Genomic DNA, 12,239 nt, shown 5'->3' with positions numbered 1-12,239 from the left:
AAACCCTTGATCCTCACGCCAGGTGGCCTCGAAGCCCTCCGCTCCCAGCTCATCGTCTCCTGCCAGGCATACCCTGGCGAACCGATGCGCGATCCCCGGACCACCGGCCAGGTCGCGGCATCGGCGGTGATCGGCGGGGCTGCGGCAGTCCGCGTGCAGGGGCTGGCCGACGTGCAGTTCACTCGCACCGCCGTCGAAGTTCCTGTCATTGGCCTCTGGAAAGACGGGCACGACGGCGTTTTTATCACTCCGACCCTCCGGCATGCCCTGGCCGTGGCGAATGCCGGAGCGCACGTGGTGGCGATTGATGGCACGCGGCGTCCACGGCCGGATGGCTTGTCTTTGGCCGAGACTGTGGCCGGAATCCACGCGGAGTCGCATGCACTGGTCATGGCGGACTGCGGTTCTCTCGATGACGCCGTGGCCGCCGTCGAAGCCGGAGCGGACCTGATTGGCACCACGTTGTCCGGCTATACCGGCGAGCGCCCCAAGACCGATGGTCCGGATCTGGCTTTGTTGGAACAGATCGCAGCAGCCGATCTGGCCAAGCCGTTGATCGCCGAGGGCCGCATCCACACTCCGGCCCAGGCCCGCCAGGCCCTCGACGCCGGCGCCTACGCGGTAGTCGTGGGCACAGCCATCACCCATCCCGCCACGATCACGGGCTGGTTCAAGGGCGCGATGCACGCCTAGCTTCATTTTTCACTGGCCTGCCCAATGCATGTCTGTACTGCGTGCTCTGTGCGCCAAAACAGACACCCAGCCCGCAGAACGGGCCTCACAAGGGGAGGGTTCCCGGCGTAGGCTTTCCCCATGAGTGCCGAGACCTCCCGCGAGTACGACGTCATTGTGATCGGCGCAGGTGCCGTGGGTGAAAACGTGGCAGACCGGGTGGTGCGCGGCGGGCTGTCGGCGGTCATCATCGAAAGCGAACTGGTTGGCGGCGAGTGCTCCTACTGGGCTTGCATTCCCTCCAAGGCACTCCTTCGCCCTGGCAGTGTCCTTCACGCGGCCCAAGGAATTCCGGGGGCCACGGAAGCCATCACGGGAACCTTGGACGCCGCGGCCGCACTGAAGCACAGGGACTGGTTCACCAACAACTGGCAGGACGGCAGCCAAGTGGAGTGGCTGGACAGCGCCGGGATCGACCTGCTCCGTGGACGCGGCCGGATCACAGGCCCCCGCGAGGTCCACGTGGATGGACTCGACGGCAACGGCTACACCCTCAGGGCCAGGCACGCGGTAGTAGTCGCCACCGGATCAACACCGACCATTCCGGGCATCGACGGCTTGGGGGACGTACCCTTTTGGACTACCCGGGAAGCCACGGCGGCCAAGGACATTCCAAAGCGGTTGGCGGTTCTCGGCGGCGGCGTGGCAGGCGTGGAGTTGGCCCAGGCCTTCGCCCGGCTCGGCTCCGATGTCACAGTAGTCGCCCGTGGTCGGTTATTGAGCAGCTACGCGGAGGAAGCGGCGAATCTGGTCCTGGCCGGGCTTCGCGCCGATGGCGTTACGGTCCACCTCCACGCGGACGTCCACAAGGTGGAGAAAAACGACGACGGCGCCGTCACCGTGACGCTCGACGGCAAAACACTCCATGCCGACCAACTCCTGGTGGCGTCCGGCCGGCATCCCGCCGTTGCCAACATGGGCCTGGAAAGCGTGGGTATCCGGGGCGGGGACGGCAAAGCTCCGCGGCTCACAACAGATGCCAGCGGGCTCGTCGAAAGACAGACCGAGGACGCCAGCAGCGATTCCTGGCTGTACGCCGCCGGGGATGCAGCGGGGAAGGTTCTCCTGACGCATCAGGGCAAATACGAGGCCCGCGCCACTGGCGACGCCATCGTGGCCCGCGCCAAGGGTGAACTCAAAGGCAGCCCGCAGCCGTGGAGCCCTTGGGCGCACACCGCCAACGAGCATGCCGTCCCCAGCGTCGTGTTCACGGACCCTGAGGTGGCATCAGTTGGCCAAGGACTCGAGCAGGCACTCCTGCAAGGAAAGAACGTGACCGGGGTTGAACTTCCCATCAACGTCAGCGGCTCCCAGCTGTACTCTCCCGACTACAAAGGGTGGGCACAGATAGTGGTGGACGAGGACCGGAGGGTGATCATCGGCGCCACCTTTGCGGGCCCGGGCGTTTCCGAACTCCTTCATTCGGCGACTATTGCGATCGTCGGCGAGGTACCCCTGGACCGGCTCTGGCATGCGGTGCCGTCCTATCCGACCATCAGCGAGGTATGGCTCCGGCTTATGGAAAAGTACGGGCTCTAATTCCTATTTGAACTGACTAGTCAGTTTAGTTAGACTTGTCGCAGACACCAGTTCTGCGAAAGGCTTCATTGTGCTGTCCGCACAGCAACTCCAGATCAACGGCCGCCGGACCGACCTCCTGCCGCCAACCTCGCTCGAAGCCAAGCGCGGCGAACTCATCCTCGTCACCGGCGATGGCCAGGATCAACGCACCGCGCTGGCACTTGCCCTGAGCGGCCGAATGAAGCCCAGCGATGGCATCCTGAGCTGGGACAACACCGCCAAGGCCAAGAGGATCCGGCTTGCGAGCGCCTTGGTCGACTCCCCCGGCGTCAACGAACCGGAACAGCACCTGAGCGTGCGCGACCTCGTCACCGAGGACCTGTCCCTCATCCCCCGTCGCTACCGGGGCGCCTTGCTCGCCAAGCCTTGGTTGAAGGTCAACGCCTTCGAGGACATTGCGGACCTGTGGATCGAGCAGCTTCCGGCCAAACGCCGGCTCGAGCTCCTGACATCCCTCGCCCTGGCCGATCCCGCGATTGACCTCCTGGTGGTCGACTCCCCGGACCGGCACAGCGCCGACCCCGCCGAGTGGTTGCCACGGCTTCAGGCATTGGCGTCCGACGCCGGGCGGCCCCTTGCCGTCGTCGCGACCGTCAGCGGTCTCCCGGACGGATGGGACGGACCCGCGGCTGTGATCGGCAACTCGGCTATCCCTACAGCAGAAAACGGGCCGGACCACAGCCAGGAAGATGCCGCAGCCGGGCCCGGAACCGAAACAGCACCCGCCGCCGTCGAGCCTGATGCGGATGAAACCCAAGAAGACCACAACCTCCAAAGGACTGCACAGTGACTGTTCTGCGGCTTGCCCGCTCCGAACTCAAGCGCATGACCGGCGGGCTCCTGCCCAAATTGACCATCCTGGCCTTGACCATGGTGCCCCTGCTGTACGGTGCCGTGTATCTCTACGCGAACTGGGATCCATACGGCAACCTGGACCGCATCGATGCCGCGCTGGTGGTGGAAGACACCGGGGCTACGTCGAAGGACGGCACGCAACTGGAGGCCGGCAAGAAGGTCGCTGACAGCCTGGTGGAAGGCCACGTCTTCAACTGGAAGCAGGTTCCCAGTGCTGAGGAAGCCGATGCCGGCGTGAAGACCGGCGAATATGCGTTCGCCCTGCGCATCCCGCAGGACTTCTCCGCCAACCTGGTTTCTCCGGGAAGCTTCGACGCCGCCAACCAGGCCATGCTGCACGTCACCACCAACGACGCGAACAACTATCTGCTGAGCACGATCGTGGACAAGCTCACCACGGCCGTGCACTCCACCGTTGCCAAGGAGGTCGGCGAGGAAACCGCCAACCAGTTGCTCACAGGCTTTGGAACCATCCACGCGTCCATCGTCAAAGCCGCCGACGGTGCCGGGCAGTTGGCGGACGGCGTGGGCAAGCTCAGCGACGGCGCGGCCACGCTGCACCAGGGCACTTCCCAGCTGGTTACCGGCGCCGACCAACTGGTGGCCGGGCAGACCCAACTGCGCGACGGCGCCGACCAGCTCAACTCAGGCGCTGGCCAGTTGAGTTCCGGGCTTTCCGAGTTGAAGAACAAGACCGCCACTTTGCCCACCGACTCGCAAAAGCTCGCCGACGGCGCTGCGCAAGTAGCCGCCGGAAATGCCGAGCTGAACGCGAAAGTCCAGAACGTCGTCGGGCAGTTGGACGCCGCGGACAAGGGACTGCGAAACCGCGTGGTCGAATCCAACGCGAAGCTCGTAGCCTCGGGCGTCTTGACCCAGGAGCAGGCAGACAAAGTCCTGGCCGACTTCGACTCGGCCGCAGCGTCGAGCCCCGTCACGGATGCCAAGGCCAAGATCGCCGGAGACGCGGCAAAGATCCAGCAGCTCTCCGACGGCTCGGCGGCAGTGAGTGCCGGCGCCGCGAAACTCGCTGGCGCGACTCCGGCCCTCGCCGATGCCATCTCCAAGGCTTCCGCCGGAGCGGGCCAGCTCAGCAAGGGTGCATCGACCCTGGCGGTGGGCCAACAGGCCGCCCTCGACGGCGCCACTAAGCTCGACGGCGGCGCCCGCCAACTGGACGACGGTGCGGGGCAGCTTGCCGGCGGCGCAGTGACCGCTTCCGACGGAGCGCAAACCTTGGCCTCGGAGTTGGCGAAGGGGGCCGGCGACATCCCGAACCCCAACGATGAACAGAAGAGCAACGTCTCGAAGGTGATTGCGGACCCCGTCGCAGTGGAGAACGTCTCGCAAGCCAAAGCGAACTCCTACGGTGCGGGCCTGGCGCCGTTCTTCCTGACGCTCGCCCTCTGGATCGGTGTATTCATGCTGGTCCAGGCCATGCGGCCCATCACCCAGCGGGCTCTGGCCTCGAATGCCCCTGCATGGAAGATCGCAGTGGGCGGCTGGCTTCCGTTCTTTGTGGTCTCGGTGCTGCAGGCCACCATCCTCACGGTGGTGGTGAACCTGGGCCTCGGGCTGGACCCTGCCCACCCGATCGGAATGTGGCTTTTCATGCTCGCTGCGGTCATGGCGTTCAGCGCCATCATCCAGGGCATCGTGGCCCTGCTGGGAACTCCCGGTAAGTTTGTTGTGCTGATTCTGCTGGTCCTGCAGCTCGTGTCATCGGGCGGCACGTTCCCGTGGCAGACCACCCCCGAGCCATTGCACGTAGTGCATGAGGTCCTGCCCATGGGTTACGTGGTCACCGGAATGCGGCACCTGATCTACGGCGGCGACCTGTCCATGATCTGGCCCACCGTGCTGGGCCTCCTTGGATACACTGTGCTGGGAGCGGCCATGTCAACGCTCGCCGTCCGCAAGCACAAGATGTGGACCCTTAAAACGCTGAAGCCGGAGATCGCAGTATGAGTACGCCCGAGCCCGCTGGTCCTGCGGTTGCCAACGGAAAAAAGCTCCGTCCCGAACGCACCAACGCCACCAAACAGCGCTTGTTCGAGGCGTCCATGGAACTCATCGGAGAACGCGGAGCGGCCGGGGTGACCGTTGACGAGATTGCCGCCGCAGCGGGAGTCTCCAAGGGAACGGTGTACTACAACTTCGGCAGTAAATCGGACCTCATAGCCCAGCTGCTGCGGCATGGCGTGGACATCATGCTCGCGCGGCTCCAGGCTATCGAAGGGCAAACTGCCGACCCCTTGGACGCCATGAAGGACATGGTGGGGCAGGCCATGGAATTCATGGACGACTACCCCTCTTTTGCGCGGCTCTGGGTCAGCGAAAACTGGCGCACCCCCGGGGAATGGAGCGCCGTCTTCGCCGAACTCCGGGGCGAACTGCTGGCCGTGATCGGCTCAGCGGTGGAGGGCGTGGCTTCCGGCTATACCGTGGATACGTCCATCGCCCGGGGAAGCCTGGAAGCGGCAATCTTCGGGGCGATCTTTGTGGTGGGGCTGGACCGGCAGACCTACAACCCCGAACGCACGCGCGAACAAAGCGTCGCCGCGGTCATGACCATCATGCATGGCTACGTCATCAAGTAGCTTCCGCTTCCGCCGCGAACGGTATCCAACTGCAATGTACGACGGCGTGGCGCGGCGGCCTGGTCGGCGATGATTAACCTCATGCGTCGCATGGGGAACAGTGGAAAGCTCGCGATCGTGGCAGCTTTTGTGTCACTCGGACTCTTGGTCTTGGCAGCTGTGGTGCTCGAAGAAGTGGTCCTGTACCTGTTCCTGGGCGCTGTCCTTGTCTGCTATCTGTCCTCCGTGGTCCAGGTCTTCAACCGGCGCAGGTACCTGGTGGTCCTCCTCGGCGCGGCCGGGACCAGCCTGTTCATCGGGTTCAGCATCGCCTTCCTGCGGATGTGGGGGCTGGCCTTCAACCAGGATGCGAACGCCCTGGGAAGCGCAGTCAGCAGCCAGGATTCGGATATCTACTTCTACCTTGCCGTGGTGGCCGGTGTGGGCACCCTCCTGGTGTTGTTCCTCGGCGCAGTGATGCCCGGGTTCGGTGTCCGTGCAGAACCCCCGGCCAAGCGCCCCGCAGCCAAGCGACCGGCCGGACCTGCAGCGGTGAAACGTCCAGCCGGTACCCGCCAGGCGGCACCGCGCCCTCCGGCAAGCCGCACCCCCGCAAGGACCCCGGCAAAGCGCCCCGCAACCGCCGGAAAGGCAGCAGCGTCTGCCAAGCGACCGCCGTCGAGCATTTCCACCCAGCGCAAGCCTGCCCCCAAGCGCTAGCCCCCAACTAAGTCGCAGTTAAGCGCGTTTTGGGCGCTCAAAACGCGCTTAACTGCGACCCAGCGTGTGAGTGCCTTCGGCGCGCCGTGATCCGGGAAAGTATGCGGTTGGCTCGCCTGGGCTCTGGTGGGCTCTGCCCATACGGGTTGATCATGGGATTGTTCGTCTCGGTGAACGCCGGCCCAACTTGGTGCCTTGAGTCCGTGACCCAGCGTGGCGTGGAGGACTTCCACGGGAACCGTGGATTGTTGCTTTCAAGCACGGGTACTAGATTCCTGAATATTCTCCCTGTCCTCCCCGAGACGACGCCGGTAACTGGATGTATTGAAGGGAAGCTGGAATGGACATTGTTCATGAACGGGCCGCGGGAATGGATATTTCCAAACGCGACGCGAAGGTCTGCGTGCGGGTCCCCGGAGAACGGGCAGGGACCTACACCTCAAAGGTCACAACCTGGGGCGCGACCACGCACGCGATCCTGGAACTTCGGGAGTTCCTCGAACGCGAACACGTCACTGTTGTGGTGATGGAAGCGACCAGCGATTACTGGAAACCGTTCTTCTACCTGTTCGAAGAAACCCTGCCGGTGATGCTGGTCAACGCCAAAGTCGCCCGGAACATCCCGGGACGCAAAACCGATGTCTCCGACGCCGCGTGGCTGGCCCAACTGGCCGCGCACGGGCTGCTGCGGGCATCATTCGTGCCGCCCGAACCCATCCGCGAACTGCGGGACCTCACCCGGGCCCGCGCCATCGCCACCCGCGACCGGGCCCGGGAAATCCAAAGGCTGGAGAAGTTCCTGGAAAGCTCCGGGATCAAACTCTCTTCCGTGGTTTCAGACCTGACCGGGGTCTCTTCCCGGGACATGCTCGAAGCCCTCATCAACGGCGAACGGAACCCCGAGGTGCTGGCCGGGATGGCCCGTGGAATGCTGCGCTCGAAAATCCCGGCACTGGTCGACGCCCTCACCGGCAGGTTCAAACCCCACCACGCCTTCATGGCACGACTGCACCTGGACCAGATCGACGCCCGCACCCGCACCATCGATACCCTCACGGCACGGATTGAGGAGGCGATGGAACCCTTTCGTGAGGCCAGGGAAGCCCTGGCCACCATCCCCGGAGTATCCCAACGAGTCGCCGAAGTGATCATCGCCGAAACCGGAGCTGACATGAGCGTGTTCGAAACCCCGGGCCGGCTCGCGTCCTGGGCCGGGGTCTGCCCCAGCGCCAACGAATCCGCCGGCAGGATCAAATCCAGCCACATCATGCCCGGCAACAAATACCTCAAAGCAGCACTCGGCACCGCGGCCATGTCCGCGACCCGATCCAAAAACACCTACCTCGCCGCGAGATACCGCCGCATCACCGCCCGTTCCGGAACCAACAAAGCCCTCGTCGCCATCGAACACTCCATCCTCACAGCGGCCTGGCACATGCTCCGCAACGGCGAGTGCTACACCGACCCCGGCGCCGACCACTTCAACAGGATCAACCCAACCAGAGCCAAGAACAACGCCATCAAACAACTCAACAACCTCGGCTACAACGTCACCATCACCCCGGTCACCGCAGCCTAACCCACCACTACTTTCGTACTAGTTGGGCGTGGGAAGACCGGGCCTGGACGCGCTGGGCAGGCCCCGCCACGGGTGTTCCCGGTCGCTTTCGTGAGACACCCAGCACCGCCGTCGCCACTCCAAGGAGGAGTATCAGGCCACCGAGGATTTCAGTGGGAGTGGGGACCTCGTTCAGGACCAGCCAGGCGGCCGTCATGCCCACCACGGGGACCAGCAGCGTGAACGGCACGACGTCGGACCCCGGGTACAGTGCAAGCAGGCGGTTCCAGATTCCGTAGCCAACCAGTGAAGCGAATACTGCCGTGTAGACCGCGCTCAGGATGGTGGCCGGCTGTAGATCGGCCAGGGTCCCGATGACGGCGTCCGGGCCATCCACCACCAGGGACAAAGCCGCCAGCGGCAGGGGAACCACAGCACCGGACCACACCACCAGGCCCAGGCCCGATTTCGCTTTCGAGTGCCTGGCCACCACGTTTCCCACAGCCCACGAAAGGGCCGCCGCCAGGACGATCATGAGGGGCAACACCGGAGCCACGGCACTGCGCCCCAGGGCCACAACGCCCAGCCCGGCTACGCCCAGAATCACGCCGATCAACTGCTTGCGCGTGGCCTTCTCACCAAGAAAGCGCGAGGCGAGCAGGATGGTGAACAGAACCTGCGCCTGCAGCACCAATGACGCCAATCCCGCCGGCATTCCCAAGGCCATGCCCAGGTACAGGAGGCCGAATTGGCCGGCACTCATGAAAAGCCCGACGCCGATGATCGCCTTCCAGCCCACATCCGGCTTGCGGATGAAGAAGATGAAAGGGAAGACAACCAAGAGGAAGCGAAGTGCGACGAAAAGGAGAGGCGGGACATCGTGTCCGGCAGGATGCAGTCCAAGATCGATGGCGACAAAGTTGATACCCCAGAGCACGGCTACGAGGACGGCCAGGAGGGAATGACGAAGATTCACAAGTCCACTTTGGCCTGAATGTGAATGAAGCACCAGCGTTGAATTCTTCACCTCATCACGTAGATTTGCTTCATGATTGATCTTCCTGCGCTGCGCGCCCTTGTTGCGGTCGAGCAGCACGGTTCGGTGGTGGCCGCTGCGGACATCCTTGGATACAGCCCTTCCGCCGTCTCGCAGCAAATCAAGAAACTGGAGCGCCAGGCCGGGGTTGCGGTCCTGGAACGCAACGGCCGCGGCGTCCTCCTCACGGAACGCGGGATCGCCTTGGCCGGGTATGGACGGCGGATCATCGGCGAACTCGAAGAACTGCAAGCAACCCTGCTGTCCGACCCGTCCAGCCCTTCGGGCACCCTGCGGCTGGTCGCGTTCTCCACGGCATGCCGCGGATTGGTGGGGCCACTCCTGGGCAGGATTGCCGCAACAAGCCCGCAGTTGAAGGTCAGCGTCCTGGCGGAGGACCCCCGGGAGGCAGTGCAGCGCGTGACAACGGGTGAGGCGGAACTCGCGGTGGTCCACAACTGGAACTCGGTACCCTTGGCCATCCCGGAGAACCTGGCCCTCGAAGACCTGTGCCTGGACCAGGCCGACGTCCTGCTGAACAGCAGCCATCCCCTTGCGGCGAGGACCGCCGTCGAACGGGAAGACCTCCTGGACGAGTCGTGGGTCAGTACGCCCGCTGGAGCCATTTGCAATGAGGCGCTGCTTCAGATTTTCGCCGGGCTGGGGAGGGTGCCTGACATCCGGATCTACGACCCCGATTTCTCCACCCACATCGCCATGGTGGAACAGGGCGTGGCCGTGGCCCTCGTTCCCCGCCTCGGCCGGCCGCCCCTGCCGGACAATGTGGCGGCAGTTCCGGTAGTTAACCCGGCGCAGCAGCGGGCCGTGGGCGTCGTCTACCGCAAGACCATGAGCGCGAGCCCCAACATCCGTCACACCGTGGGCCTCCTTCGCGAGGTTGCAGCCGCACAGCAACTGCCCACGCCTGGTTGACCAAGGTCACACAAGGGAACATTCGACACGCCAGTCGCACTTAGGTTAGCTTAACCTTACCTAACGCCCGCTACAGCAGAACGCGGGCGCCGAGCGTCTGGAGTGGCCATTGGCAGTGGAAGCGATCCTCTTTCCGACCGACATGAACAACCACCACATGTACGGCCTCGCCAGCTATCTCATGGTGGATGACGAACTCTTTCCAAGCACCCACAATCGCCGGGACATCTATGCCCTTCCCGCGTTCGACATCCGCGGGCAATGGGTCTATCCCAGCCGCTACAACGAACACCTGGCACCGCAACTGCCGGTCTACATGTTTGACGGCGAGTACCTGGTGGCCACCGGCCACGGTGAAGAGCCGGCGGGAGTTCCTGCATTCGAGATCCGGTGCATGTGCCTTCCGCAGTTGTCAGAGGGCCCAACCAACTCGCACTAGTGGTTGTTCTGAGTCCTTCGAATCATGCGGTGATCGCAACGCCTGATTATTGAAGGGTGTCGATTGCCATGGTGAAGTTCTCAAGTCGTTTGGTTGCTGAGGTTGTTCAGTCGTTCTGGCAGCAGGTAGCGGAAGGCTCCCGTTTTGAGGAAGCGGGAGAGTCCGTTGGCTGGTCCATCACGACCGTTCGGCGTGAACTGAGGTCCTCGGGAGGGGTCCGGCCCCGCAGGGGTCGGACCCTTACCGGGCGTTCGCTGTCCTTTGATGAACGCGAGCAGATCGCTTTGCTCAGGGGCAAGGAATCCATCCGTGAGATCGCCAAGCGGTTGGGCCGGTCGCCCTCGACGATATCTCGGGAACTACGTCGTAACGCTGATGAGGTCTACTACTACCGGGCCACTACTGCCCATGCCCGGGCCCACACCCGGGCAGCCAGGCCCAAGACCGCTAAGCTCAACAGCAACAAACCCTTGCGCCTGGAAGTCGAAAAGCGACTCGAAAAGAAAGACTCACCGGTCCAGATCGCCGGCAGACTCCGCAAGGACCACCCGAACAACCCGGAGATGTGGGTGTCACACGAGACCATCTACCAGTCCCTCTATCTCGAGTCCCGGGGCGGACTGAAGCGGGAACTGGTCAAGAACCTGCGCACCGGCCGGACCCTGCGCAAACCCCAACGCCGCCCCGACGAACGCCGCGGCAGAATCCCAGGCATGGTCATGATCGCCGACCGCCCCGCCGAAGTCGAAGACCGTGCCGTGCCAGGGCATTGGGAAGGGGACCTGATCGTCGGCAAGGACGGAAAAACCGCCATCGGCACCGTTGTGGAGCGCACCACCGGGTTCGTGATGCTCGTCCATATCCCAACAGATCAGAACCGTGCCGAGGCCGTCCGGGATGGGCTGATCCGCAAAATGGGCGCCCTTCCCGACGAACTGAGGCTCTCACTGACCTGGGACCAAGGCACTGAAATGCACAGGCACAAGGAAGTGAAGATCGCAGCCGACATCGACATCTACTTCTGCGATCCCCACTCACCTTGGCAACGCGGCTCGAACGAGAACACCAACGGGCTCCTGCGCCAGTACTTCCCCAAAGGTGCAGACCTAAGCATCTACAGCCAAACCGACCTCGACTACGTCGCCCACGAACTCAACGACAGACCCCGCCAACGATTCGACTTCTGCACCCCAAATGAGATGATCAGAACCTTCCTGTTGCGATAACCGCTAGAAACCACCTCCACAAAACAACCACTACTGCCAGCCAGTTGGGTCAGTGACGCGGAACCTTGAAATGGGTCAACCTGGCATCCTGCCCGTCCAGCTCCGCCCATGGCTTCCCGGTCTCCAGTACCGTCAACGCACTCGTTGGGTACCGCGTGGCCGCATCCATGTAGGCGTCATGGTCTGAGTCGCGGGATGCCAGGTGCATTGCCAAATCCTGCACGCCCGGCATGTGGGAGATGACCATCAGGGTCGTCACGGTATCCGGGACGTGGTTGATGACGGCCAGCATGCGCGTGGCCGAGGCAGCATAGAGCCCATCCTCGAGCTTGGGGGTGGGAGCCTTCTCACCCAGCTCGTCGCAGACCCACGTGCAGGTCTGCCGCGTCCGCACTGCCGAGGAGCACAGGATGAAGTCCGGCACGATGTTGTGCTTCAGCAACCACTTGCCGGCCAGGGGCGCCTCGCGGTGTCCGCGCTCCTCCAAGGGACGTTCATGATCGGGAACACCCAAGGGCCAGTCGGCTTTGGCATGCCGCATGATTACAAGCCGCTTGATGTGGTGGTCGCTCATTCAACA

12 protein-coding genes are annotated in these 12,239 nt (G+C 63.7%); 10 read left to right on the top strand and 2 right to left on the bottom strand.

What is annotated here, in order from left to right; genetic code table 11:
• The first annotated feature begins 6 nt into the window (after nt 1–6).
• The 7 genes from ACUYMZ_RS04900 (at nt 7) to ACUYMZ_RS04870 (ending at nt 8,046) form a co-directional block, all read left to right on the top strand.
• The gene (locus tag ACUYMZ_RS04900; protein WP_426006006.1) at nt 7–693 is read left to right on the top strand and encodes an N-acetylmannosamine-6-phosphate 2-epimerase; all 687 of its coding nucleotides are present in this window, start codon (nt 7–9) and stop codon (nt 691–693) included.
• A 120-nt stretch (nt 694–813) separates the two neighbouring features.
• Complete coding sequence (locus tag ACUYMZ_RS04895) at nt 814–2,271, top strand: dihydrolipoyl dehydrogenase family protein (RefSeq protein ID WP_481602294.1); 1,458 nt, start codon at nt 814–816, stop codon at nt 2,269–2,271.
• A 70-nt stretch (nt 2,272–2,341) separates the two neighbouring features.
• On the top strand, nt 2,342–3,103 hold the full coding sequence (locus ACUYMZ_RS04890) for an ABC transporter ATP-binding protein (RefSeq protein WP_481602293.1): 762 nt from the start codon (nt 2,342–2,344) through the stop codon (nt 3,101–3,103).
• On the top strand, nt 3,100–5,136 hold the full coding sequence (locus tag ACUYMZ_RS04885; RefSeq protein WP_481602292.1) for a YhgE/Pip family protein: 2,037 nt from the start codon (nt 3,100–3,102) through the stop codon (nt 5,134–5,136). Before ACUYMZ_RS04890 ends, ACUYMZ_RS04885 begins: the two co-directional genes overlap by 4 nt.
• Nucleotides 5,133–5,768: a TetR/AcrR family transcriptional regulator gene (locus tag ACUYMZ_RS04880; RefSeq protein WP_442424674.1), complete on the top strand. Its 636-nt coding sequence runs from the start codon at nt 5,133–5,135 to the stop codon at nt 5,766–5,768. Before ACUYMZ_RS04885 ends, ACUYMZ_RS04880 begins: the two co-directional genes overlap by 4 nt.
• Nucleotides 5,769–5,858: 90 nt before the next feature.
• Nucleotides 5,859–6,467, top strand: coding sequence for a hypothetical protein (locus ACUYMZ_RS04875; protein ID WP_481602291.1), 609 nt, complete (start codon nt 5,859–5,861; stop codon nt 6,465–6,467).
• A gap of 340 nt (nt 6,468–6,807) precedes the next feature.
• Entirely contained in the window at nt 6,808–8,046 is a 1,239-nt protein-coding gene (locus ACUYMZ_RS04870; protein ID WP_481602290.1) for an IS110 family RNA-guided transposase, read from the top strand.
• 7 nt (nt 8,047–8,053) lie between these two features.
• Here ACUYMZ_RS04870 and ACUYMZ_RS04865 read toward each other — a convergent pair whose 3' ends face one another.
• Nucleotides 8,054–9,001, bottom strand: coding sequence for an EamA family transporter (locus tag ACUYMZ_RS04865; RefSeq protein ID WP_481602289.1), 948 nt, complete (start codon nt 8,999–9,001; stop codon nt 8,054–8,056).
• A 72-nt stretch (nt 9,002–9,073) separates the two neighbouring features.
• Here ACUYMZ_RS04865 and ACUYMZ_RS04860 point away from each other — a divergent pair, with 72 nt between their 5' ends.
• From ACUYMZ_RS04860 to ACUYMZ_RS04850, 3 genes are all read left to right on the top strand, one after another.
• The gene (locus ACUYMZ_RS04860; protein ID WP_481602288.1) at nt 9,074–9,994 is read left to right on the top strand and encodes a LysR family transcriptional regulator; all 921 of its coding nucleotides are present in this window, start codon (nt 9,074–9,076) and stop codon (nt 9,992–9,994) included.
• A 115-nt stretch (nt 9,995–10,109) separates the two neighbouring features.
• Entirely contained in the window at nt 10,110–10,433 is a 324-nt protein-coding gene (locus ACUYMZ_RS04855; RefSeq protein ID WP_426007482.1) for a hypothetical protein, read from the top strand.
• A gap of 68 nt (nt 10,434–10,501) precedes the next feature.
• Nucleotides 10,502–11,659, top strand: a complete 1,158-nt coding sequence (locus ACUYMZ_RS04850) for an IS30 family transposase (RefSeq protein ID WP_481602287.1) — start codon at nt 10,502–10,504, stop codon at nt 11,657–11,659.
• A gap of 49 nt (nt 11,660–11,708) precedes the next feature.
• On the opposite strand, the gene ACUYMZ_RS04845 is transcribed toward ACUYMZ_RS04850, so the two are convergent.
• Nucleotides 11,709–12,233, bottom strand: a complete 525-nt coding sequence (locus ACUYMZ_RS04845; protein WP_426005995.1) for a SixA phosphatase family protein — start codon at nt 12,231–12,233, stop codon at nt 11,709–11,711.
• Between the last annotated feature and the right edge of the window lie 6 nt (nt 12,234–12,239).

This window comes from Arthrobacter sp. T572, from assembly GCF_056780115.1.
This window is presented reverse-complemented; position numbering and strand designations above follow the sequence as displayed.